Consider the following 23,727-nt stretch of genomic DNA (forward strand, 5'->3'; position numbering starts at 1 on the left):
ACTGGAGCTATGCTCACCGATCAGCTCACGCAGCTCCGTCGCCGGCGCGGACTCCCCGCGACGGCCCTTGGCGCGCGCACGGGCATCGACACGAGCGCGATCTACGCCTTCGAGCACGGTCGGCGGGATCCGCGGACCTCGACGGCGCAGACGTGGGCGCGCGGACTCGGCGCCCGGCTTCTCGTCGTCGATACGTTCGGTCGTGCGAGCGCGGCGGAGACCGCTGCCCAGATCCGGAACGCGCTCGCCCGCGGCGACAGAAACGCGGCCGCGCAGTCGCTCCTCCAGCTTGTGAACAGCCTCCGCGCCAGCGACGTCCTCGCCGTGGCTGCGCTCACCGTCGACGAGCCGGAGCCGTTCGAAGATGGATGGTCCTGGGCGGTCGCGGGAGTCGTCGAGCAGGAGACCGCCGCACGAGACATCCCCACTCCCCTGTGGGCGTCCGAGACGGTTGGCGATCCGAACGCGAGGTGGAGCCCGTGGGCGCCTGAACTCGCAGACCTCGTCGACGTCGACCAGGTACCGGAGCCGCTACGGCGACGCGGCGTCTACACCGAATTCGGTGAACTGGTCTCGGCGTAAGCGGATGAGAACCACGACAAGTTCCCGAGCGAAGCAAGCAAGACGCCTGCGCCACCGGCCCCTACTCGCCCGACGGCGAGGCGCACTCGGCGATCAGACCGACTAGCCTCGCGCAGTTGCGGTGATCAGGTAGTGCGCGCGGCGGTTGCGTTCGGCGCGCACTTGCTGGCGCGCCCGCTCCATCGCCTTCTGCGGATCGGCGACAGGACGCTCAATGTAGTTCGGCCTTGGCTCATTCAGTTTGACCTTGCCCATGTCGTCACCTCCTCTGACGCCTTCATGCTACCTCGGACCTCCCCCACTGCGGGTAGCCTCAGCGAAAAACACACCGAGAGCTGAAGCGAAAAGGGCCAAGGTTGTTCCATGGCGCTCGTCGAGTGAACCCGCGATCGGGGCGTCGACTGTGAGAAGACCGTAGCCTTCCACAGAAGATCGAATAGGTGCCGTGATGAAGGTCTTGTACCCCTCACCTGTCCCTGCCCACTCTCCGGGGGCGGTCTCGTCGAGGTTCTCTACCATGACGAATGCAGCGTTTCCTTCCAGCACTGCGAACGCCTTGTCTCCGCGGACGGTGCCGCGGACGAAGGCACCCGGCCGATCGTGGCGACCCGCAGGTTGGTATGGGTCCATCTGGAGTCCATCGTCGTTGATACGGAAGACAACCACTCTCACGCCGGCCACATCTTCGAACGCATTCCGAAGATCACCAGCCACACGCAACACTGCGGACTCAGCGACCCGCCGGCGGTCATCACGTGGCTGCGACGTGGTCGTAGCCGCCAGCTCCAACAGGGCGGGAAGACTCTCCTCCATCAGGCGTTCCCTCGCATCTGACTGGACTTCGTCCTCGGCGGCCCGTCTGCGCCAGAACACGCCAGGGAAAGGAAGCGCAACGGCGACAATGACGAGAAACCACCACCATCCGGACGTGGCGATTCCCGCACCGCCGCCGGTGGTTCCGAGGACGCTGAGACCCGTGACAAACGGCTCGCCACGGTTGCCCCAGTATCCCAGCCATCGCCAAGTGGCGACTGCAGGATTGATCGGCGCTGAGTCTGTCACTTGTCTACCCTACTGGCGCCCGACCATAACCCGATGGAGACCTCGATGAGTCCGATTCTTGGCGTCCGACAGGGAGCGGCCGCGGAGCCTCTCTTCTAGGCGACTCACCGGGTATGTGATCCCCACGGAGGATCACACATGCCGCTCTCATACCCGCCCCTGAAGGCCGTGGACATCGATGGGGTCAAGAAGTGGACTGCTGTCTGCCGCACCTGCGGGCAGGACGTCGTCCGAGTTCCGCAGCTGGTGAAAGCCGCGGCCGAGGAAGCCCGCCGGGCTCACGGCCACGAGGCTGAATGCACGCGGGGTCAGCGATGACCAGCTGCACTGCCGATGGCTGCGGGCAACCTGTGCGCGCACGGGGACTCTGCCGGAGGCACTATCTGCAGGCGTGGCGCGACCAGACCCTGACCGAACACAGTTCATCGCGTGCGCCCCTGCCAGAGTGCCCGCCAGGGCCCGGTCATACGCACACCGTCAATGGATGCTGGGCCCTTCATGGATGTCGCTGCTCCCCTTGTCGACACTCGCGCAAGATGGAGCGGCAGCGCAGGCGCTCCCGGCTCCGTGCGTACGGACGTGAGGATCAGATCCGCCCGCGACGCGTGGATGCCGCACCAGCACGCGCAGTCCTTCAGCGCCTGCTGGACTCGGGATTCGCGCTCGAGCGGATAGCCGTCGCCGCTGGCGTGCCCCATTCCACGCTCACCACCCTCCGATTCGGACGTCGTGGCGCCAACGCCGGCGTTCATCTGAAGACCATCGAGGCCGTCGTCGCCGAAGCGCTCCTCCGTCTGGAGCCGCAGACAATCTCGACGAGCACGGTTCCCGCGACGGGGACAACGCGGCGGCTGCAGGCGCTCGTGGCGACCGGGCAGACCCAGAGCACGATTGCACAGCTCCTCGGCCGCGGCGTCGGCAACCTGTCGCCTCTCGTGCACGGGCGACGGAAGATCGTGACCGTGGGCACCCACGATGCTGTCAAGGCGCTCTTCGACGCCCTCTGGGATCAGCGCCCGGAAGGCCCGATGCACGACGCAGCACGCCGGCTCGCGGAACGTCATGGGTGGCTGCCACCTCTCGCGTGGGACGATCCGGACACTGACCCCGAGCCTCCCGCTGTAGATCGCGACCCAGACCTGGTCGACGACATCGCCGTCGCACTGGCACTCCAAGGAGACGGACCGCGCCTGACTCCTGCGGAGCGCCGCATCTGCGTGAGGACCCTGTGGGCGCGGAAGTACTCGGACATCCTCATCGCAGCCACGATCCGCTGTGACGCGAAGACTGTCGGGCGCATCCGCGAAGAACTGGACCTGCCCGCCTTCGATCAGACTGAGCTCATCCAGCACCGGGCTGCGTGATGATGGCCGATTCATCCTGGCGCTGCAGCGGGGCAATATCCTGGCGGGATGACCGATGCTGAACTTCCGATCCGTGGCACCATCTCGGCGTTCGGTCTGGGCCAGTCACACAAGGGCGAGGTCTGGCACTATACGGATTCGTCGGGGCTCGTGGGGATCCTGACTAGCCGGACGCCGACGCCTTCACCGGAGTTCGTGCCCGGGTCGCCGCCTGTGCAGATCTACCCGAACGGGACGCTCCGGGCCACGGCCGCGACGCAGCTCAACGACTTCTCCGAGCTGCAGTATGGCGCTCAGCGCATCATCGACTGGTACGAGGCTGAGGGTAACGCGACGTCGGGCACGATCCGAGAGCATGTGCCGATCCGCATCGTGCTGGGTGACCTGCTTAAGCAGTTGGCGGACAACCCTGCATACGTCTGCTGCGCCTCCACCACCCGCGACTCCCTGGAGCATTGGCGCGGCTATGCCGGCGAAGGCGGATACGCACTGAAGCTCGACGCCTTCGAGACCTACACGCTCATCGGACGGCCGTCCGTGGACACCGGGTTCATGGTCTCGCCCGAGTGGGTGAAGGTCCGGTACCTGCCCGATGAGCAGGATGAGCTCATCCACTCGGTCTTCACGCAGCTCCTGGATCCCACTAGGCAGATGGGGCAGATCGTCAATTCCGGTGATCAGAGAGCAGCCGTTATCGTGGTCCAGGCCCACCTGGCCGGTCTTGCAGCTGCGCTGAAGCATCCGTCGTTCGAGAAGGAAGACGAAGTGCGCCTGATTGTGCAGCGGCCCGATGGCGTCACACCAGATTTCCGCCCATCGCGGCGCGGGCCAGTGCCCTATCTGACGCTGGGTCGAGCTCCTCTGGGCAACGCGCAGTCCCCGACAGTGTTCACCCCACTCCCGGTCAGCGAAGTCCTGGTCGGGCCGCCGTCGGGAGACGCGATGGAGCAGCGTGTCCGCGGCACTCGGACGCTGCTCGACGCGATGGGCCGCGCCGGAGTTCCTGTGAACCGGTCGGAGCTCCCGTACCTTCCGTGATGCGGGTGCTCGGCACCTGTCGGCGGATCAGCCCCGACGCCATGAGCGCGCGCCAACAATCGTGACCGCATCGGTGACGTCCTCGGCGCGAATGTCGTGGACGGTCGCCTGCCAGTACGACCACCGATCGAATCGCCGCCGGTCGAAAATGCATTCCCAGGAGCTCTCGGCCTCTGCCCGAAGATCCGCCGGCCACTCAGAGATCGGCGAGTTCCTCACATTGGCGACCTCAAGACGAGCGACGAATGCATCCGTAGTCTCGCTGTACCGGGACCCGAACGACTCGTCGGTCTCGCCTGGGTCCACCGTCACCGCCAGAGCCGAGTTCAAGGCTGAGTGCCATTCATCGAACTGCGACAACAGGACCCGTTCCCGGGGTATCCGGCAGGTCAACAGCACATGGGGATCGCTGGAACGAGCCGACCGTCTGCAGTTTCTGACCAGGTCGTATCGACGGATTCGAGCCCAGAGCCACAAGGCCGCATCCCCGGTCGTCGGCAACCGGTCTGCCATCATCCGGTTCATCCACGCGTACGCCTCGGGCCATTCCGTGGCCGCAAGCTCGGGTGATGGTCGGAGGACTCCGTCTGAGAGAAGTCGCTCGTACGCAACCTCCGTCTGGATCGTGTGAAGCAGCAGGATCGGGGCATCCAGGTTGTACCCGATGCGGCCAGGCGGGATCGCCTGCTCGGGCGGTGCGGACCGGAACGGGATCTTGCGCATGGTCGTATCCTCTCGCCGGCTGAACGGCCGATGCTACCGTTGTTGGTGGGCGACCGATGGCGCCTCACTCTGAGCTGGCGATGCACCAGTGCTGCAGCTGGCATTGAAGACAATCTCCTGAGGGATGACATCGGATTCTGCATCTGCCCTGACGGACCAGCGGCGAGCACGGGTGGAGCCGCATGTCTTCCGGAGCATCTGCCATGGTCAGCACGAACCGCAAACCCTTGATCCGCGCGTACATGCGCGACCACGGTGTGAAGTGCACCGAGGCGCTCAGAGCACTCGGCTTGTCCTCCCCGCCATCGTCAGGAGGGCGCCCCCAGTACAGGATCCTGAGCTGGGAGCAGCACGACTACTCCACCATCCCCGACGGCCCCAGCTTCCTGACTCTGGAGGAAGCAAAGGCCGCGGCAGGCGAGGATGGCGACGTCATCGTCGGTGGATTCTTCGCACCGGATGTGCCCGGAGGACCGGTGCTATGGCACAGCAATCCGCATGGCAACGGGTCCCAGCGCCACATCGATCCCGTCCTCGGAGGGCTGTGGGGAGATCCGGTGCGCTGGAACGACGCCCCGCGAGTGCCGAACGGCTGGTCAAGATCGTGGTTTCAGAGGTTCCCGACCCCCGCGGATGCCGCAGCGGCTCCGCGCGTGGACCGCGGCGATCTCACGGACGGTGTGAACGGGGACATGTTCCGGTGCGTGAGGGCGGACGGCGCGCTTGTCACCCGCGCGCTGCCGACTATCAGTCTCGAGGCGGCCTTCTCGCAGTTGAACGGCGATCGTCAAGCAGTCCATGCCGAGATGGCGAGCATCACAAGGAGGCTTGATCCACGCCTTGGGATCGCTCTCCGTGAGACCACCTCACCTCTCGGACCCGTGAGCTATTGGGAGTTCGTGACACCGGATCTTGCGAGCTTCGTCAGCTGGAGCAGCGTTGACCGGCACGAAGGTTCGCGCCGTGATGCGCTCGATGCGTGGACGAACGACGAGTACCCGCACTCGAGCAGCATCAACATGCTGCCGTTCAATGCCCCGGAGACCTGCGGATTCTGCGACAACGAACAGATCACTCGCCTCCACCCTCTTGCACCCGGCCATTTGATCGGGAGCATGTGCGACTCCGAATCCGTCGTCGAGATCAGTGCGCCGTTCGAGTCTGGTGGCCCACGGACCTGGGACGACCTGGTGCTCATGCACGTCTACGGCGGGATGCAGTTCGTCAGCCATGATGGTTGCGCCGAGTATTGGTCGGAATGAGCCAGAGCCTACGGCCGCCCGTAGGTGTCGTCAAACCACCGCACGAACGCCAGCGTGCTCCCCCACTGCTTGCTGATCCGGTCGTGGACGGCCCGCTGATCGTGGCCGGGAAGGAAGGTGACAGTCCCGGAGACGCTGGCTCCGCAGCCGCAAGCGCACACACGGTCGCCCTGTTCCTGGTAGGTTACGGGGTTCCGGAATGCGTCGACGACGGTTCCAATGAGAGCGTCGTAGTCCGAGTCTCCCGCGGACAGCACCCGACCGATGATGGCCTGCTTGCCGCCTGGCACGTCTTCGAAGTCATCGATCGCGACAACGACCTTGACGCGGCCTTGGTTCGAGAACGTCGCCAGTCGCTCGTTCCTCGATCGCTTCCCAAGCAGCCAGACTCCGCGGTTTTGCTCGTAGATGTCCTCGTCACTGAGGTCCTCAGCCCAGCCGATCCAGGTCCGCCCCCACGGATCGTCCGCTGGGTCAACGTCGCGACGGTCGTCGAGCTTGAAATTGATGGACATGAGAGCACTCCCTGATGAATTGAATCCTTGAGAGCAAGGTATCAGCAGCATAACCCTAGGGGCAAGCCTTAGTAGTTATCTGGCTTGGATTGCCGACCGCCGGGTATGTGGCTGGCATGACCGATCAGCTTGCTTCCGGAATGCACGACCTCGACGCCACCCGCGTGCAGATCATCGCTCACGCTCGAGCCGAGCGGACCCGCGAGATCATCGGATTCGTCCAGGACTTCGACCACCTCACCGCGGTGCGGATCGACAGCGAGATGGCTGCGCGTCATCCGGAGGAGGTCGAGCAGCCGCACCGGATGATGAACGTTGACGGCGAGATCGAGGTCTGCGACACCTGCGTGAACTCGGAGGGCAACCCCGTCGCCTGGGATCAGGCTCACTCCGCCGGCGTCCCCGCCGGCGTCCCCGCCGGCGCTCTGACCTTCGAGCAGCAGATCGAGGCCGTCGACCGTGCCGACTGGCGCTCCCAGTACCGAACCCGCCCGTACCCGGGAGTCACCGGCGGCATCCCGGACCGGCAGTGGCTCACGGGGCTGCATGCCGAGGGCTACGAGATCGTGAAGCGAGCGTCCTCCGATGCCTAGGACTTCGGTGCGATGGGCGCTCTGGGGCTTCCACCCGGCGTATCGGGGGAAGGACGGCTTCCCGTACCCGCTGAAGCTCGCGATCGGCTCCGAGCGTGCATGCAACGGCGAGCGAGCTCGCCGGGAGAAGCAGGGCGGCTGGACGCTGGGGCGGTACCGCCAGGGCGTCCCGCCGACAGGCTTGCGTCTCCAGTGCGATGCGCTGTATCCGGAGCGCTCGCGCCTCGGTGAGGCTCAGGACGGACAGCAGCGATGAGTCTGCAGGACGTCACCGATCTCCGGGAGCTGGCTGCCGAAGCCCGAGCTCATGGCCACCGCGTCGCGATCTCACCCGACGCCGCCGACCGCATCGCAGATGAGCTCTCTCGGGCTGACCGGACCGACCCAGACCCGCACACTTCTGCCGAGTGGGCAGAGCTCGTGGAGGCAACGCACGCCTTCGGGTTCGCCATCGGCCGACTCGATGCTGCACGAACCGCCTATGCACGTAGGTTCCCCGTGAGCCGGAAGGGCGCGGACAATCAGCCAAGGAGTCGCGATGCTTGACCGCTACGTCCGCGAGAACATCATCGCGCTGGAGGTGTTCGCCGATGACGGACAGAGCGAGTTCAACGGCGTCGACGGGCGCACTCTCCACGCCTTCGCACGCCGCGGTCTCGTCTGGTTCGAAGCGGTTGACCCCTTCGCCAAGAGCAAGCGGTACCGCGGCGGGCTGACGGACAAGGGACGCTCCGTGCTTGCCGAGCACGAGGCTGCTAGCCAGATCGACTCGAGGTCGGAAGCGGGTGCTGCGCAGTTCACCGAAGCTGACGTGATTGCTGCAGCGTCCGTCCACGCCGAGCACGTCACCGGCTACTCGATGCGCGACGGCGGCTACACCTACCGTTGCGGCCGATGCGCCTGGGCGGCGAGTGGTCCTGATGCAGCGGTTGAAGCTCAGCGGCACCGCATGCGCGAGGCACTGGCGGCGATCACCAGCCTGCCGGACGGGGGCAGTCGATGACGATGACCGTGAGCATCACGTGCGACGAATGCGGCACGTCCGCAGAGACCAGCACGAGCTACGACGCCGGCGCCAACGAGATCGACGGCGTCCTCGACGACGGCTGGGCTCACGACGGCGAGCAGGACCTGTGCCCTTCGTGCGCAGGTCAAGAGGAAAGGAACGAACGATGAAGATGCAGGTAGTCACCACGATCACTTCGCTGATAGACATCGACACCTTCGAGACGACTCACGACGCGCAGGTCGAGGGCGAGGCGGGTGTTCCCGAGTCCATCGCACGCGCCGCGGCGATCGGCGGATGTCGAGCGATCCTGAACAACTTCGGATACGACAGCGTCGAACGTGCGTCCGGTCCCGAGGAAGGAGACCCCGATGCCAGTCCTGCTCCGTGAGAAGACCGTGGTCGCCCGCAAGGCCCATCGCTGCGACACCTGCAAAGCAACTGCGATCAGTGCCGGCGAGAGCTACTCCCGGCAGACGTACGTGTACGACGGCCGGGTCTACGACTGGGTCCAATGCGACGGCTGCCGCGCCATCGCCGGGCTCGTCTTCACGTGGATGGCGGACTGGTACGACGAGGGGATCTCACGCGACGACTACGTGGAATGGGCTCGCGAGCACCGGGGCCACCCTCTCCACGGCGAAGCCGCGCGCCGATACCTCGACAGGGCAGTGGATGTGTGAGGAGAAGGACATGGCAGGTTCCTGGATGCACAGCGTCACCGACGACGGACGCCTTCTGAGCGATGTCGATCTCGCGGCAATGCTCGAAACCGGTGGTGACGTCTGGGAGTACGCCGAGGAGGCATACGGAATGGTGTGGTTCCTCGCAGCAGCGGTTTCACCTGCAGGTGGCAGAACTCCGAAGGAATGGGTCGAGGAGGCCCGAATCCGCTATCGAGAGGGCATCGCTCTCTCCCCAGGTATCAACGGCAACCTCAATGACTGAATTGGACATCCGAACAATGACCAGGCTCAAGGCCGGAGAGTCGATTGTCGTCGTCGAGTTCGGGCTCGAGTGGCGTGACGCGAACGGCTCGTGGCATCACGAGGTCTTCGCCTATCCCAACGAGCGGAGGAAGAAGCGCGACACCGTGGAGGCGCTCGGCGCCACAGACATCTCAGAGCACATGCGCGACCGACGGGTCGAGTACTCGCCATGGATGCGCACCGACCGAAGGATCACCTCCCATGACTGAGCACGTCCCCGTACTTGAGGGGTTCAACCGCTGGCTCGACAAGCGCCCACGCACTCGTTTCGCGGGACGAGTGCTCGCCTCCGTGATCTTCGCGGCAGCTCTGATCATCGTCGCCGGGTTCGCAGGAGCAATCGCCGGCGTGGTCCTGTTCTTCCTGGGTATGACTCTCTGGTCCGGATTCGTAGGGCCTGGCTCTGTAGCCACGACTGACCCGGACGTGTGGGTGCGTGGCGCCGGGATCATGGCGATCGCAACGGGCCTGTCCGCGAGCGTAGTCATGCTCATCCACCTCGCTTCCCTCGCAGGCAGCAAAGATCGGCGTGTCCGCGCAGACCTTGCTCGTGCGCTCGTTTCACAGGCCATCGTGGCGCACCGTCAGGGTGACACTGTTCGCCGCCTGTCTCTTGGCCTGCTCGGCGGCGGCACCATCGAGCACACCAGGGACGTGAACGCATCAGACGGCAATGAGGCGCGCATCGAGGCCCTACGCCGCGAGCTGGGCATACTCATCGCCGGACTACCGAGGACTGAGCCAGGATTCTGGCGTAACGACCCCCACGATCTGATGAGCAAGGTGACCGAAACCGCTGGCCAGATTGTGACCTTCGATGCGCTGCAGGATGTCGAGGAGGCCATCGGTATGTGGGACGAGATTCGCGTCGCCGCCAAGTTCGTCGACGAAGCGCTCCGAGGGATCCCGGAAGAAGCCCGCATCGGACTTGAGCGTGAGCTCCGGACAGCAGGTTCGATGCGCGCGAGACGTTTCGAGGATCTGCTCACCAGGGGCAGGATCGGTGTCACTCCCGACGGGGAGACCGTGTACTGGTTCCCGTCGGCGTTCATTCGCTGGCCCCTGCATCGCCGTACCAAGCCGTTCATCGACGATGCCCGGCTGCTGGGAAGGCCCGGGAAGACGATCACTTCGGCCATCCTCCTCGACCCGAAGCAGGCCAGCGATGAGCGTTGAGGCAGGGTATGTGAACAGCATGACCGACGATCGCATCAACCAATCGGCCAACGGAGCGCAGCCCCGGGGCCTTCAGACAGCGCCGATCGAGACCGCGCAGTGGCTGAGCAACCTCAGCTACGCCGCGACCGCTCTGGAAGGCTCGGCCGACAACGGCGACCGCTACTGCGCACGCCTGATCCGCGAGCACCTGGCGGCCGTTGCCGCCCACCAGTCCGAGATACCAGAGCCGAGCGTCGAGGAGAAGGACGCGGGTCTGTCCGACGCCCACGCCGAGTCCTACCGGCAGGGATGGCGTGCAGGTCGAGCATCCGCACATGCAGAACCGCAGGTCGAACCGTCCGAGGAGCTCATCCGTCTCGCAACACTCGCGGCCGTGAAGAAGGGCGCCAAGAGCGACGCGGAAGCGGTTCGCAACTACAGGGAGGCGGAACGAATCATCCGGGCTGCCATCCCGCACCTCCGCACCTCCGACGAGTGCGAGGCCTCCCCCGGGCCACTCCCCTTGTGCGGCTATTGCGGCGATCGCCCAGGTGCGCCTGGATGCCCGACGCATGGCGCGCCGCAGGGTACGCAGCCCGATGACGGCCGTATCGATGCGGCCGCCCGTGCGCTGAATCCTCAAGCGTGGGAGGTGTACGACAAGGCCTCGCCAGGCGTTGATCGGGACCTGATCGTCGAGGGATCACGGATTCAAGCCCGTGCAGCCCTACGAGCGGCCGGCGTCGTCGTTAGTCCTTGACGTAGCCGTTGGCGCCATTGATGCTCAGCGACGAGACACAGACGGTGTCCTTGTCCTTCGTGGTCGTGACGTCGAACTCGACGTCTTCTCCTAGGCTTCCGAGGACCTTGCCATCCTCAGATTCGTCGCGGATGGAGTACTCGAGTCCGGAAAAGTCCCAGCGGTCTGGCGCGGCGATGCCCAGCTCGTAGCTGTCAGGATCGTTCTTCACCCAGGCTCCCTCGCACAACAACTGGTTCGCTCGATCCACATCGGCAGCGATGAAGGCCTCCGCCAGCTCTGTGGCGACGTCGGCAGGTGTGGATGGGGCCGCGGGCGCGCACGCCGTGGCGAGCCCCCCGATGCTGATAACGGCAGCAACGACGGCAATACAGCGAGCCGTTGTCGTCGTCATGATGGGGCCTCCTCAGGATCAAGACGCCGAGTATGTGGCGTCTTACTCGATGAGACCCTATACCCGGTCTGCAACAAATCGTTGCGGACCGGCCTCAGTACGGCGAAACGAGGGGCTCTCCTGTTTCGTAACCGTCCCGCTGATCGTTGGCCTGCGCGAGGTACCGAAGGCTGTCGACCACGGGCAGATCCGCCTCAGTGAGCGCTCGGTCGGCCCACTCGATCGGGTTGTAGCGATCGACGATGTCGTCGAGGGACATCGTGCGGCCGTCCATCTGCACCGTGTACTGCAAGACGCGCTGCTGGCCAGCGGGATCCTCGATCGAACCACCGTAACTGGCAATGGAGTGAGCACGAAGCACCTGACGCATGTGCCGCGGCGAGACCTCAGCAGGGTACTTCTGCCGAAACTCGTCGATCAATTTTTGGCGTGACGCGACATTGAGCTCCTGAGCATTGGCCCCCAGTTTGCGCTGGAGCATCTTCTCCGTCTTCTGGTTGTCCTCGTCGAAACGGTGCCAGTTCGCGCGCACGTATGCATCCTCGGCGCTCTGAAGCCACGACCGATAAGCATGCGACGCGTTCGAGAGCACTCGGTCGGAGATGGGCGCCGATTCCCAGAATTCGATGTACTCCTCGTAAGAGGCAAAGCTGTCCGGCGGGTATAGAAAGCTCCCAGTCGTCTCCTCGACCAAATTCCCCTCCGGATCAGTCAGTCGGCGGGGAGAGAACTCGCCGCCGCGACCCTGTGGCGCACCCGCCGGGTGACGGCTGGCCTCGATTGCAGTGCTCATGCTAGCCCTCCTACTTCTTCATCCGGTTCGAGTACCCAGACGCGCCGCGCATGCCGGACGCGAACGCCGCGCCCATGCGCTCCTGCTGAGCAGCCATGGCGGCTTCCTGCCGTGCACGCTGAGCTTCCTCTGCTGCAGCCGTGCGTGCCGCTGCTGCCTGCTCTGCCGCTCCCGCTTGCGCGGCGCGGTACTCGGCGACCAGGCGGTTGTTCTGTGTCCGCTGCGTGAGCAGCTGGTGTGCCGAGCGAGAGCCACGTGCGACGAACTGCGCGCCACGGGCCGCAGCCTGAACGCCTCGGGACTGCGCGAAGACCTTGGCCTCGGAACGGATCGCTCCTGCAGCGACGGCGCCGGAGATCCCTGCGACCGGCGTGTTCCACGCGGTCGCAGCAGCCGAGCGGACTCCGAGCGCTGCACGGTTCGCGGCGGCCGCGGGAAGGTCGCGAACCGCAGCAAAGGCTCGGGCGCCACTGGAAACGTTCTGGCGTCGCATCTGCTCGCGGTACGCGTAGAGCCCCTCGGTATTCAGCTGCTTCTCGCGCAGCTTCCCGGCGAGCTCCTCGTCGCCGTTCTTGCGGGCCTGCTTGATCTGCTGGCGGAAGTCGGTGCGCAGCTCGCGGAGCCCCTTCCGGGAATCCTTTCGGGCGAGCCGCTCCCGGTAGGCAGCGGTGTCACCGCCAGCAGTCGCGCCAGTGGTCTCACGCTTCCAGTCCCTCGCAGCGCGGAGCTCCTCCTGGCTCGCCTTCACGCGCTCACGCTGCTGCTGCGTTGCCTTGGCCTTGTCAGCTGCCACCTTCTGCTTGTCGGTCATGCCGGGGGAACGTGCGTCCATGGCGCTGCGGCGTCCGGTCCCACCTGTGCCGCCTCGTCCGCGTCCCGTGGCGTTTCGGACCATGTTGGCTCCGCGCCGGAAGCTGTTCATCGCCGATCGCACACCGGCGAACGAGCCGAGGCCGGAGCCGATACCCGCCATCGCGCCAGCCCCGATTGCGCCGCTCGCGCCTGCCTTGCCCCATGCGGTCGCGCCGCCGACGGAAACCGGCGAGGGGAGCTTCAGCACCTTCTTGAAGAAGAAGTGCACGCCGACGAGGGCGATCACCGGCGCGATTCCGGTCCAGATCATCTGGAAGAACGAGCCGCGGCCGAACATCGTGTCGCCGATGAGGATCAGCAGGCGAGTCACGGTGACGACGAGCCCGATGATGACCGTGATCATCGACGCGAAAATCGCAAGCCCGAGAACCTGGTTCAGAGCCTTGCCGATCCGCTCCCTGAACGGGGACTCCGACATCAGCGCCGAGATCAGCACGAACCAGAGGAGGAAGATGAATCCGGCGAGGGCCAGGTTCGCAAGGAACGAGATCAGGTCGACGTACCCGAACGAGGCGAGGCCGAAGATCGATCCGGCGACGTACGCCTGGGCGCCGCCGACGTTTCCTGCTGCCCCGACCCCGGTCAACGCGCGGAGGTAGTCGGAAACGGCCGCCGGGTTCTGCGCCTTCGAAGACGCGTCGCTGATCCAGCCGCTGTCTCCTGAAACGTCGAAGACGTCTTCCAGGTTCCCGCTGCTGCCGCCTTTCTGCCAGGTCCACCAGTTGTTGCACTTCTCCTGTGCGTTTTCAGCAGTGAGTTTCATATTGTCGTGCTCGTACCCGTCCCAGCCGTCCCGAAGCGCCCAGGTCACGTCTGAGCCGTTGACGGCCGTGGCCTTGCACGCAGCCCAGGCAACCATCGAGGCAGCGGTGTCGTTGTCCGATGACGGGTTGAACGGTGCGGCGAGTGAGACGTCACCGGACCGCTCGGCGTAGTTGCCGGTGTAGGTCAGGAACGTGCCATCGCCGGTCTTCGCGGCGACCTGGTTCCGGAGTGCGTAGAAGGCCCCCCACGGCGTTGCCTTCGTCGAACGGATGTCGAGGAGGTGGCAGTACGTCGCGTCGGCGTACGGGTTGTTGTGACCGAGCTGCGACCGCTTCCAGGTCTCCAGGCCGGTCGTCGCCCACATGGCATCCATGACCCGTGCGATCGTCTTCGCCTGCGCGCCATCCAACCGCGGATTCCATGTCGCCATCGTCTCGAGGCGACCCCAGAGAGCGTCGTTGATTCCGCGGCAGTCGAACAGCCCTTCGGTGTCACGGTCGTTCGGCTGCAGCTGTCCACCGATGCCTTCGATTCCGGTGACCAGGGCTGTCGCGACGGAGTCCGACAGGTAGGAGATCGAGTCGTTCATCGTCTTCACAACCCAACCGGGGGTTAGCGGCGATGGGCGATAGGAGCCGGTCTTCTGGTCGACGACGGTGCCCGCGGCGTTGAGCGTCATCCCGAACAAGATGCCGAAGATGATGAAGATCGATCCGACCCGCCGGAAGATCAGCCCCGCGCCCCTGCCGACGGAGCGGACGATCGTGACGACGATGAGGACCAGCACCAGCACGACGATGATGAGGACGGCGGGGTTCGAGGTGGGGTTGCCGTCCATCCGGAACAGCGTGTTGACGAACGTGCCTCCGGCGATGTCCATGTAACCGCCGATGGAGGAGATCGCGTCGAAGCTGACTGCGTTCCTGGTGAGCATCCCGGTGAAGCCCCAGATCGAGTGCCCGGTGCTGAGGTATGGGGATTCGACGAGGTTCCGTGACGCCGAGTCGACGGCGTTCGGGATGGAGAAGCCATCGAACTTCGTGTAGAAGCCGCTTGCGCCGTCGTTCCATCGGGGGAAGATCCGGTAGGCGTTGTCGTCGAAGGTCGCGAAGGGGTATGCCCAGGAGTTCTCCAGCCCGTACTCCCGCTGCAGCTCCTCGACTCCGGGGTCGTTGATCTCGGGGCCTGCGGCGGGGACGATGCGTGTCGACTCGGAGCTCACCGTCGCGGGCGCGGCTGCAGCCGGGACGGCGCTTCCGGTCAACGGCAGCACAGCCGCGAGGGCGAGGATCATGGCGCCGAAGGCGCGGCGGAGCCCCGTGCGGGGCGTCTTCGGCGCGGTCATGCGGGTCCTCCAGTTGACTTCCTCCGGGCGGCCGAGGCCGCGGGATTCTTGGGCTTGCCGGAAAGGGTTGCTGGCGTTGATGCGGCCACCTCTCCGGCGGACCATCGGGTTCCGGCTTCCTTGGCGACTGCTTCAGCGAGCTGAAGTCTGAAGTCCCCTCCACCGGCGTTTGAGATCTCCGCTTGTCCAGCGGCGATCATGACGTTCAATGCGGCGTTCCAGTCCCGGTCGAGGACCGCGCCGCACGCTTGGCATTCCCACTTCCGAACCGACAGCGGCTTCGGCCCATCGACCACACCACAGACTCCGCAAGTCTGTGACGTGTGTGCGGGATCCACAGCGAGCAGCCGTGACCCGGCGACATTCGCGAGGTTTGCGAAGAACGCACCCCACGCGGCGTCGTGGATTGACCGGCGCAGCCCCCGGCCCTGAGCATCGTGTCCCCCCGATCGCGCAAGCCCCCGGATGTTGAGGCTCTCGATGGCGATGGTGGTGTTCTCGCTCGCTAGCCGACGCGCGAGTTTGCGAGCGAAATCTGTGCGAGTGTGGACGACCCCGCTATGAAGACGTGCGATCCTCGCCTGCTGTGTGCGCCACCCCTTGCTGGGCTTCTTGCCGGTGCGCCTATCCGGACCTTGCTTGCGGGAGAGATCGCGCTGTGCCTTGCGGAGTCGGCGATGCTGCCGCCGGAAGAACCGGGGATTGTCGACCTTCTCACGTGTCCCGTCCGAGTACACGACCGCAGCGAAGGTGTCCAGGCCGGCATCGATGCCCGCGTGACGTTCAATCGCAGGCGCGAGATCCACCGGAGCGACCTCGACAACGAATGAGACCTCGAACGTCTGATCGGGCTTGTGGATGATGGTGACGCTCGACGGCGTCGAGGGCAGTGCGCGCGACCGCACGAACCTGACCCAGCCGATCTTGGCGATGAACACCCGGTCCCCGTCCACGCGGAACCCGTTTGACGTGAACCGCGCCGACTGCTTCCCGGTGAACCGGGATTTGAAGCGCGGGAATCCGACCCTCGGTCGCTTGCGGTTCCCCGATACTGACGCGAAGAAGTTCGAGAATGCCTGCTCGGCGTCCCGCATCGACTGGATGAGCGCTACCGAGGACACATCGTTCAGCCACGGTTTCCGTGTGCGCTCGTAGGTGATGAGCGCCGCCTGTCGGTTCGCGTCGAACGAACGAACCGTGCGGTCTGGGTTCCCCTGGGTCGGCCGTGATTCCTCAACCGCGTGAAGCCTGGTCTCAAAGGTCATCTGCCGATCTGCGATGACCGAGTTGTAGATGTAGCGGCAGCACCCGAACAGGCGCCTGAGACCCCGCTGCTGGCGCGTCGTGGGATACGCCCGGAACACGTACCGTCGCTTCATGACCGGCCCCATCCTCGCTGCACCACAGCCAGCGGCCCCCGAGTTCCACGCGAAGGGATTTCCCGAACCGTGCGGTATCGGGGTCGAGCGGCGTCGGGAGCGTTGATGTCGGTCGGCGCCTCGAGCGGGATGACCGTCGGTTGATGCATGACGAGCACGGGGTCCCCCATGACCTCGCCGGCGGCGAAGAGGGTGCCGTTGCTGGCGTTGCGCTTGTCGAGGATCGCCTGCCAGTTCCGCAGCTTCATGCCCCTTCGCTGGCGCCCCTCCCAGAGCGCGAGGCCGACGGTGACGGCGATGACCGGTGTGATCAGTGCGAACGGGCCGAGGAACGGCAGGAGCAGTAGGGTGGGGAACGCCGAGAGGACCAGCGACATGCCGATGACGACAGCGGTACGCCTGCGCACTTCGAACGTCATGACCACCCAGCGTCGCTCGTCGTTCTTGCGTCGTCCGGTGAGGTGGGTGAGGTCGTAGACGTGCGGCACAGACATCGGCGTCCCCCGTTATCCGCCGAGGAAGCCAGCAGCCCAGGTGACGATCGCGGAGAGCACCGTGAGCAGCGCTGTGGCGACCAGCAGGATCACCGGGACGATCAGCTCCGGGCCGGCCATCAGCCCGCCGAGGACGACGAGGACGGTCGGGAACCCGCCGGGTGCCCCGTTGCCCTTGCGCTTCTTGTACAGCCAGACAGCGATGGAGACGATGATGATCAGGACGCCGCCGGCGGCGAGCAGGATCCGCCAGCCTGCCGGCACCTGCCCCCACAGCGTCGCCCATCCGGACAGCAAGTTCATGAGGTCCTCCTAGTTCGAGCTCTCTATCCGTCCACCCCTGCGAACAGGGATCTGGGGTCGATGCGTTTTCAGCTCGCGGCGACTGCGACGGCTTCGGCGTGCAGGCGGTCGGCGAGGGCGGGGTGGCGACGGAGGGTGGAGGCGACCTTCTCGTAGCCGCGCATGTCGATGTCATCCCCGAACGGTGCGAAGAGGGCCCGCTCCTCATCGGTGGTGGCCTCGCCGGACTCCCAGCGGTCGAGGAGCCCGAGTACCCCGCCGGGGGCGTTCGCGACGGTCTGCTTGAACTTACGCGCCTGACCGGTGGTGAGGACGCCTTCCTGGACCTGCGGTGCTCCGTCGCGGATCGAGACGAGACGCCAGGACTGCCGGCGCGCGTTCGCCTTCGTGGTCATCCCGTTGTCGATCTCGTGACCGATCCGGGCAGCGAAGTCGTCGACCGCGTCGTGACGGGGCTCCCCCTCCGGCGCCTCGATGAGGTCACCCAGCGTCGTCGAGCCGTCCGCGTTCACGGGAGCGTCGAGGCTGAGGGTCGACCGCGAACGGTGGAAGTCGTCCTTCGGGCGCTGGCCCGGCTTGAACGACATCAGGATGCGGTGCGCTTCCTCGTCGCGCTCGCGCTTGTTCATCCGCCGTCCGTTGGCGGCTTCGAACTCGGCTTCAGCCGCGGCGAGCTGGCGGGCCGCTGCGATGTCCTCGCTGCGGCGGCCGTTCTGGTAGGCGGCGCTGAACTTCGTCGCCCGGTTCCGGGCTGCCTGCTTGAAGTACGAGTCTTTCTGCGCGAGCTGGTCGTCGATGTCGCGCTGTGACTCCAGCATCTTCTTGATGGTGTCCTGCGCGATGTCCTCGGCGTTCGTCGGGTCGATCCGCCATTCGCGGGCGATCGCACCGGAAGTCTTCCCGAGGACGTCGACCACGTGTTCCCAGCGCTCTCGCTGTGCTGCACGCTCGGCGCGCTCGTCGGCGGCCTGGCCGATCTCCTCGATGGTGAGGGCGAGCGCCCCCTCGGGCTCAGTGCGGATGTGCCCGTCGAAACGTCCGGATGTGTTATGGATGTTGCCGTGTGCGTCGATGCTCATGAACGGCGCACGCCCGGCACTGGCCGGAAAGTGGCCTTCCCGTCATCCGAGGCGCCTCAGCAGCCGCCGCAACTTCCGCAGGCTGCGCCATGCGACGCGAGCGACACGGTGGGCGGAGCGGAGTGCTCGTCGTGACCGCGAGTGACGCGCAGGGCCTCGTTGCAGGACGGCGATCCCCGGCTGGGCAAGCTCGTCGACCTCCAGTGGAGCGGTCCCTGGTCGTGGCAGTGCGCGGCGATCCCGGGCGAGGAACATCCCGATCCGCTCGGCGTCCACAGATGCCGGCCGGAGGTCCCCTTCGGCGTCCACAGATGCCGGCCGGAGGTCCCCTTCGGCGTCGGTGCGTGACCGTTCCTCGAAACGGCCTCGTCGGTCGTGGAGGTTGCCGTGACCGTACCTGTTCCCCATGGAAGTGGAACGTCCGGCGGACGGCGACTGATGGCCGGACGTCTCTACCCGGTCAGAGCTGATCAGAGAGGCTCAGACCGGGTTTTGCTCTACTCCCGACTGGGATCGACGGCTCTGGTCAGACGGTCAGACATCGGCGGAGGAGATACATACAGACACCCCGGCAACACACAGAGGCGGGATCCATAGTGCGAACCCTGGGGAATGAAGTAGTAGCTCTCTAGACGAGTCGTTAACTCTCTTCTCTCTCTGTTCGCCCCCGCTCCTGGTCAACAGGGAGTAAGCCAGGACCTGGACAGACGTCCTCTGACCGGACGTCTGCCCCACCCGCCCCGACGCCTTCAGCCGCAAGTGATCTCGCCGACCAGGCGGGCGCTCTGGCCGAGCCTGGCCGGCTCTCACTTTCCATCTGATCTTGACAAGGCTTTCGTTTTCGTTAGTCTCGACTCAACGCATTCGAAAGTCACATCGATACGGAGGATGAGTCACATGGGTCTGTTCTCACGCAAGAAGGTCGCCAAGGCGCTGGATCTCACGCCTGCACGCGTCTCACAGATGGCAAACAGCGGAGCTCTCATCCCTCCAGTCGAGGATGCAGACGGGACCGAGCGTGGCTGGCCGGCGACCTACGTCGAAGAAGTCGTCGCCACCCGGCAGGGCAGGAAGACATCCCGCAGCATCTACGGATACCCGCCTCAGGCGACCCCGTTCGTACGGGTGGATGACGCGTTGGTCCAGGTCAAAGACGACGGGCAGCGAGCATTCGTGCAGCTGGTCAAGGTGGACGCCGGGCTCGTCGGTCTCATCGCCCTGCTGCGGAACACGATCGTGAACGACAGCCCGTACATGAACAGTCTCGGCGACCGCGGCCCCCTCTACAGCATCCACGGCACGGACCTCCTGCCCTTCATCGACGCCGCTGCAGATCAGCTCGGCGTCGACAAGTACGACGTCGCCTGGGTGCGGCTGGAGGAGGTCCAGGCAAGCGAGGTCGTGGTCGTCACGGAGCCCATCCACCCCCACCGAGACTCCTGGCATTCGCCCTCAGCTTCCCGCCGCGGTTTCGAGGAGGACGGCAAGCAGGAGCCCATCACCTGGGGCACGCTCCACGCCAAGCTCGGTGCGCCCGTCCCGATCTTGGAAATCGCCTCGGCCGAGGCGGTCGATGCGTGGCAGCGCGCCGGACGCACACACACCACGGTGATCCTCGACGTCGACAACTACTACAACCGGGCGATGGCTGCTTCGCTGCTCGCGCAGCTGGCGTCCCGGGACGACGCGGCCATCGGGCGAGCGTCGAGCGGACGATCCGATGCACTCCGTCTGGCCATCTCCCGTCTCGACAAGGAGATCAATTGGGAGACCTCCGGAACGGCGTACGAGTCGTACCTCCTCCGGCAGGAGGACGCCCACGATCACGTGGCGCCGATCGTCAGCGTCGAATACCCGGACATGTCGCTCCTGCGCCCTGTGCTGCAGGATGCCTTGATCGACGGTGACCTCAACGTCTCCCGCACCGTGCGGCAGAACGCGGCCGACACGCTCGGCAGCCTCATCTACAAGGTCTACGGCCCGTTCGGCGCGACACCGACCCCGTCGCTTGTCTACGCGCTCGAGCGCGGCATCGCGGCCGTCGTCCACCGGTCGCTCGGAGAGCTGAGCACTGAGACCTTCGGCGACGACGCGGAATGGCCGAGGTTCTATGAACTGCGCACCTTCGAGCGGCGGGCATACGCTGCGTCGTGGAACAGCTACCTCGATTCACTCGAGGAGGCCCAGAGCCGCACGTCCCCGGACTACCGGCTGCTCGAATCGAAGCAGCATGACCTGTACTCCTCCGAGCGAGGGGAGAAACGGCCGTCGATCCTCATCGACGGAGACGACAACCACGTCCTCGTTCAGGAGATCATCGGCTACGAGGACAAGCGATTCACCCGCGTCACGGTCGTGGTCCCGATCGCTCGCCTTGCCAGCCGCGACCTCGAACACCTGAAGGCGTTCGACGAGATCATCGTCGAACCGAACACCCAGGAGGGCCCCATCCTGCTCAACGTCGACGGCGAGATGCACATCATGCCGTTCGGCGCTCCGCACCCCGGAGGATTCACCCACGGGTATGGCGGCCATGGGCCGTCGAACACCTGGACGGCGATCAAGCACTTCCTCGAATGGGCTGCGGGGAGCAGGATGACCTCCACCGGCGACGAGACGCTGCGAGGGATCGTGGTCGGTTCCGACCAGGATCGTCCCCTGACCATCGGCAGGGGACAGGTCGTCAAGCCGGGGATGTTCGAACCGATCACCGCGCAGACCGGAACGGACTGACGCGGCCCCACGAGATGTTCGAGGGCTCTCGCCCAGGTCGAGGTGTTCGCAGGGGTGGACGGTATGAGCACCGCCCAGACGCAGACGCTTCGCCGGGATCGAACCCGCGGGGCCAGTGCGCCGGCACGAAAGGACCCGCACGTGAACCCCGGCACCGTCTCCCGGATCCCCTTCCTCACCGGTCCGGAGGACCGCCTGCTCCTGAATGAGGACCCGATCACCTTCCTCGAACGCTTCGACGCGTTCGCCGAGGCCTCGGCCCTCGACCCTGATCTCCTGCTGGCGTCCCCGGTGGTGAAGTCCCCACTGCCGGTGTCTGTGAAGTCACAGCAGTGGCGGGAGCGCTTCGCGTCCGTCAAGCCGGAGTTCCTGTGGCATCCGATGATGTGGCTTCCGGAGCACCTCGCGTTCCGGATCCGGTACCAGTTCGACGACAGCTCCGAGCCTGAGCTGGAGTCCGACGACGTCTGGGCGATCCGCGTCGGACTGGAGCTCACCGCGAACGGCGTCTACGACCCCGACACCGGCACATGGCTGGATGTGCTCGCCTACCATGGCCTCGACAAGGACTCCCCCGCCGATCGAGACCGCATCGCCGCCTGGATCGCCGGTGCCCCAGATCCCGTGCTCGACAGCATCGACCTGACCTCCCTCACCCTGAACCGCGACGACCCGCAGTGGTCGCTGCGCATCGCTCTGCAGCTCGCCGACGACCTCGTCCCGGCGCAGTGGGCGATGACCGCCACAAGCATCATCGAGACGATCGAGACGATGCTTCTGCAGCCGGACACCGACGACGCCCTCAAGCGCCGTCTCCTCGAGGTGATGTCGCAGGTCGCCTCCGTCATGCTCAAGAGCGTCCCCGCTGACCCCGAGACAGGACTCGACGCCGTGGACACCCTGACGATCCTCGCAGACGAGGCCGCTCACGAGGACGCAGACGTCGACGCGCTGCTCGACTCGTTCTGCGACATGCTCGCCGTCATCGCCGCCGACTACTCCGTGCACGTGCAGGCTCTCGCCGAGCCGGCCGACGACTGACCTGCCACCCCGGGAGCCCCGCCGGGCGTACTTCTCCCATGGCGACCACTGACGCTCTCGGGAACATCCACGACGCACTCGGCCGGTTCGACGGCCACATCCGCACCGAACAGGACGAGGCGCTGACCGCACCGGCTTCTCCGCCCATCGGCGAGTTGCTGGAGAAGATCAGTGCCGCAGAAGCACGACGACTGCTCCCCGAAGGCCAGCGCGTCCAGGTCCTCTACGTCCAGCGCGGGAAGCTCACCGACGGCGGAGACCCCATCCTGCGCACGATCGCCAAGCAGACCTCTCATCAGATGATTCACGTCTCCGACACAGACGACCGAGGCGTCCATCTGCGTTGGGAGGGCATCACGGCCTCCGTCGATGAGGCCACTGGCGCTGTGGTGGTCAACGACGATGAGGGCGTGCCCATGGTGGCCTACCTCCCCCTCGACACCGACGCCGACGCCCTGGATGACCCTCAGATCGCTCTCCGCGTCCTGAAAGACCGCGAGACGGCGACGAGCACAGATCGCCCCGCCGCCCTCGACGAGCTCGCCGGATCCGATGTCGTCGGCATCCGCCGGGCGGTCGCCGCGAACCAGCACACAACGGCCGCCACACTCACCTACCTCGCGGAACACGCCCGTGACGAGAAGACCCAGGAGCTGATCGTCCGCCACCCGAACGTGGGCCGGCCGGTCCTCGATCACCTCATCGCCAGTGAGCACAAGTCCATCAGGTATCAGGTCGCCTCCCACTCCGACGCGGACGCGCACGTCCTCGCTCCCCTCGCGCTGGACCCGGAGAGCTCGGTCCGCTCCGCGGCCGCTCGGAATGCGAACGCATCGCCCGCCGTCCTTGAGCGGCTCTCCGGCGACAGGGATCCGGACGTCCGCGCCGCGGTTGCCGGCAACATCACGACGAAGCCAGAGCTGCTGGACAAGCTCTCCCGCGGGCATGGGATGGTCATGGCTCAGGTAGCGAAGAACCCGTCAGCCCCCGCGGAGACCCTGCACCGGCTCTTCCAGGACACCACGACCGGGAACCAGGTGCGCGCGCTCGTGGCAGGGAACTCGTCAGCGCCAGCCGACATCCGAGCCGCGGCCGTGGACGACGCCGACGACTGGGTTCGCGAGCACGCAGCGGGCAACGCCGCCCTGACCACGACCGAGCTGCCGAAGCTCGCTCGAGACTCCTCCCAGAGGGTACGGCGCGCACTGGCAAGGAACCGGGCGGCCGGCTCGACTCTGCACGCGCTCGGGAAAGATCCCGACGACTTCGTGCGCTCGACCGTCGCGAAGAACCCCGCTGCGGCTCCGGAGTTGCTCCGATCACTTGCCACGGACGAGTTTCACGCCGTGCGCGCGGGAGTGGCATCGAACCCGAACACCCCTCGGGACGTACTGGAACGGCTGGTGGACGACCTCAACCACATCAGCATGGTTGCGCGCTCGTCGCTGAACTCCCGGCCTCAGGCGGAAGGATGAT

28 protein-coding genes are annotated in these 23,727 nt (G+C 65.8%); 17 read left to right on the forward strand and 11 right to left on the reverse strand.

The features are described 5' to 3' along the window. Positions 1–9 precede the first annotated feature (9 nt). A complete protein-coding gene (locus L687_RS37295) occupies positions 10–582 on the forward strand; it encodes a helix-turn-helix domain-containing protein (RefSeq protein ID WP_021200953.1) in 573 nt (190 codons plus the stop codon). Between the two features lie 102 nt (positions 583–684). On the opposite strand, the gene L687_RS42860 is transcribed toward L687_RS37295, so the two are convergent. Together L687_RS42860 and L687_RS42570 are read right to left on the reverse strand one after the other, a co-directional pair. Beyond that, positions 685–837 carry a hypothetical protein gene (locus L687_RS42860; protein ID WP_167540714.1) on the reverse strand — a complete coding sequence of 51 codons (153 nt, stop codon included), beginning with the start codon at positions 835–837 and terminating at the stop codon, positions 685–687. 27 nt (positions 838–864) lie between these two features. Then, entirely contained in the window at positions 865–1,644 is a 780-nt protein-coding gene (locus tag L687_RS42570; RefSeq protein WP_152525950.1) for a hypothetical protein, read from the reverse strand. A gap of 605 nt (positions 1,645–2,249) precedes the next feature. Between L687_RS42570 and L687_RS41980 the strand changes: the two genes are divergently transcribed. Together L687_RS41980 and L687_RS37320 are read left to right on the forward strand one after the other, a co-directional pair. Then, positions 2,250–3,008 (forward strand): hypothetical protein, encoded by a 759-nt coding sequence (locus L687_RS41980; protein WP_152525951.1) that lies wholly within the window; start codon positions 2,250–2,252, stop codon positions 3,006–3,008. A gap of 48 nt (positions 3,009–3,056) precedes the next feature. Further along, positions 3,057–4,046, forward strand: coding sequence for a DUF2971 domain-containing protein (locus L687_RS37320; protein WP_152525952.1), 990 nt, complete (start codon positions 3,057–3,059; stop codon positions 4,044–4,046). Between the two features lie 27 nt (positions 4,047–4,073). Here L687_RS37320 and L687_RS37325 read toward each other — a convergent pair whose 3' ends face one another. Then, positions 4,074–4,769 carry a DUF3841 domain-containing protein gene (locus tag L687_RS37325; protein ID WP_021200959.1) on the reverse strand — a complete coding sequence of 232 codons (696 nt, stop codon included), beginning with the start codon at positions 4,767–4,769 and terminating at the stop codon, positions 4,074–4,076. Between the two features lie 653 nt (positions 4,770–5,422). On the opposite strand from L687_RS37325, the gene L687_RS43165 reads away from it, so the two are divergent. Then, positions 5,423–6,031 (forward strand): hypothetical protein, encoded by a 609-nt coding sequence (locus tag L687_RS43165; RefSeq protein WP_152525953.1) that lies wholly within the window; start codon positions 5,423–5,425, stop codon positions 6,029–6,031. An 8-nt stretch (positions 6,032–6,039) separates the two neighbouring features. Here the strand turns inward: L687_RS43165 and L687_RS37335 are convergent, their stop codons facing one another. Then, positions 6,040–6,546 carry a hypothetical protein gene (locus tag L687_RS37335; protein WP_021200961.1) on the reverse strand — a complete coding sequence of 169 codons (507 nt, stop codon included), beginning with the start codon at positions 6,544–6,546 and terminating at the stop codon, positions 6,040–6,042. Positions 6,547–6,662: 116 nt separating this feature from the next. Here L687_RS37335 and L687_RS37340 point away from each other — a divergent pair, with 116 nt between their 5' ends. The 10 genes from L687_RS37340 to L687_RS37385 all read left to right on the forward strand — a co-directional run bounded on the left by L687_RS37340 (position 6,663) and on the right by L687_RS37385 (position 11,052). Further along, complete coding sequence (locus tag L687_RS37340) at positions 6,663–7,139, forward strand: hypothetical protein (protein WP_021200962.1); 477 nt, start codon at positions 6,663–6,665, stop codon at positions 7,137–7,139. Beyond that, on the forward strand, positions 7,132–7,395 hold the full coding sequence (locus L687_RS37345; protein ID WP_152525954.1) for a hypothetical protein: 264 nt from the start codon (positions 7,132–7,134) through the stop codon (positions 7,393–7,395). The genes L687_RS37340 and L687_RS37345 overlap by 8 nt, the downstream gene beginning before the upstream one ends. 282 nt (positions 7,396–7,677) lie before the next feature. Beyond that, positions 7,678–8,142 carry a hypothetical protein gene (locus L687_RS37355; protein WP_021200965.1) on the forward strand — a complete coding sequence of 155 codons (465 nt, stop codon included), beginning with the start codon at positions 7,678–7,680 and terminating at the stop codon, positions 8,140–8,142. Positions 8,143–8,150: 8 nt separating this feature from the next. Then, positions 8,151–8,315: a hypothetical protein gene (locus L687_RS42870; RefSeq protein ID WP_167540715.1), complete on the forward strand. Its 165-nt coding sequence runs from the start codon at positions 8,151–8,153 to the stop codon at positions 8,313–8,315. Beyond that, positions 8,312–8,536, forward strand: coding sequence for a hypothetical protein (locus L687_RS37360; RefSeq protein WP_021200967.1), 225 nt, complete (start codon positions 8,312–8,314; stop codon positions 8,534–8,536). Before L687_RS42870 ends, L687_RS37360 begins: the two co-directional genes overlap by 4 nt. Continuing rightward, positions 8,517–8,828: a hypothetical protein gene (locus L687_RS37365; RefSeq protein ID WP_021200968.1), complete on the forward strand. Its 312-nt coding sequence runs from the start codon at positions 8,517–8,519 to the stop codon at positions 8,826–8,828. Before L687_RS37360 ends, L687_RS37365 begins: the two co-directional genes overlap by 20 nt. A gap of 10 nt (positions 8,829–8,838) precedes the next feature. Next, complete coding sequence (locus tag L687_RS37370; protein WP_021200969.1) at positions 8,839–9,093, forward strand: hypothetical protein; 255 nt, start codon at positions 8,839–8,841, stop codon at positions 9,091–9,093. 16 nt (positions 9,094–9,109) lie between these two features. Then, positions 9,110–9,343 (forward strand): hypothetical protein, encoded by a 234-nt coding sequence (locus tag L687_RS37375; protein ID WP_021200970.1) that lies wholly within the window; start codon positions 9,110–9,112, stop codon positions 9,341–9,343. An 82-nt stretch (positions 9,344–9,425) separates the two neighbouring features. Further along, a complete protein-coding gene (locus L687_RS37380; RefSeq protein ID WP_152525955.1) occupies positions 9,426–10,310 on the forward strand; it encodes a hypothetical protein in 885 nt (294 codons plus the stop codon). Further along, complete coding sequence (locus tag L687_RS37385; protein ID WP_152525956.1) at positions 10,300–11,052, forward strand: hypothetical protein; 753 nt, start codon at positions 10,300–10,302, stop codon at positions 11,050–11,052. The genes L687_RS37380 and L687_RS37385 overlap by 11 nt, the downstream gene beginning before the upstream one ends. Here L687_RS37385 and L687_RS37390 read toward each other — a convergent pair. From L687_RS37390 to L687_RS42890, 7 genes are all read right to left on the reverse strand, one after another. Beyond that, positions 11,042–11,446 (reverse strand): hypothetical protein, encoded by a 405-nt coding sequence (locus L687_RS37390; RefSeq protein ID WP_021200973.1) that lies wholly within the window; start codon positions 11,444–11,446, stop codon positions 11,042–11,044. The two genes, L687_RS37385 and L687_RS37390, sit on opposite strands and share 11 nt — an antisense overlap. Before the next feature lie 94 nt (positions 11,447–11,540). Next, complete coding sequence (locus L687_RS37395; protein ID WP_021200974.1) at positions 11,541–12,239, reverse strand: hypothetical protein; 699 nt, start codon at positions 12,237–12,239, stop codon at positions 11,541–11,543. Positions 12,240–12,249: 10 nt separating this feature from the next. Further along, entirely contained in the window at positions 12,250–15,222 is a 2,973-nt protein-coding gene (locus tag L687_RS37400; RefSeq protein WP_021200975.1) for an ABC transporter permease, read from the reverse strand. After that, positions 15,219–16,601, reverse strand: a complete 1,383-nt coding sequence (locus tag L687_RS42875; protein ID WP_167540716.1) for an RNA-guided endonuclease InsQ/TnpB family protein — start codon at positions 16,599–16,601, stop codon at positions 15,219–15,221. The genes L687_RS37400 and L687_RS42875 overlap by 4 nt, the downstream gene beginning before the upstream one ends. Continuing rightward, complete coding sequence (locus L687_RS42880; RefSeq protein WP_021200977.1) at positions 16,598–17,095, reverse strand: hypothetical protein; 498 nt, start codon at positions 17,093–17,095, stop codon at positions 16,598–16,600. Before L687_RS42880 ends, L687_RS42875 begins: the two co-directional genes overlap by 4 nt. Positions 17,096–17,107: 12 nt before the next feature. After that, complete coding sequence (locus L687_RS42885) at positions 17,108–17,398, reverse strand: hypothetical protein (RefSeq protein WP_021200978.1); 291 nt, start codon at positions 17,396–17,398, stop codon at positions 17,108–17,110. 68 nt (positions 17,399–17,466) lie between these two features. Further along, the gene (locus tag L687_RS42890; protein ID WP_021200979.1) at positions 17,467–18,477 is read right to left on the reverse strand and encodes a hypothetical protein; all 1,011 of its coding nucleotides are present in this window, start codon (positions 18,475–18,477) and stop codon (positions 17,467–17,469) included. 897 nt (positions 18,478–19,374) lie between these two features. Between L687_RS42890 and L687_RS37430 the strand changes: the two genes are divergently transcribed. The 3 genes from L687_RS37430 (at position 19,375) to L687_RS37440 (ending at position 23,726) form a co-directional block, all read left to right on the forward strand. Continuing rightward, positions 19,375–21,210 (forward strand): hypothetical protein, encoded by a 1,836-nt coding sequence (locus L687_RS37430; RefSeq protein WP_021200981.1) that lies wholly within the window; start codon positions 19,375–19,377, stop codon positions 21,208–21,210. 141 nt (positions 21,211–21,351) lie between these two features. Continuing rightward, positions 21,352–22,251, forward strand: a complete 900-nt coding sequence (locus L687_RS37435) for a hypothetical protein (protein WP_021200982.1) — start codon at positions 21,352–21,354, stop codon at positions 22,249–22,251. Between the two features lie 38 nt (positions 22,252–22,289). Further along, positions 22,290–23,726, forward strand: coding sequence for a hypothetical protein (locus L687_RS37440; protein ID WP_021200983.1), 1,437 nt, complete (start codon positions 22,290–22,292; stop codon positions 23,724–23,726). Position 23,727 lies beyond the last annotated feature (1 nt).

It is taken from the genome of Microbacterium maritypicum MF109, from assembly GCF_000455825.1.
Classification (GTDB): Bacteria; Actinomycetota; Actinomycetes; order Actinomycetales; family Microbacteriaceae; genus Microbacterium; species Microbacterium maritypicum_A.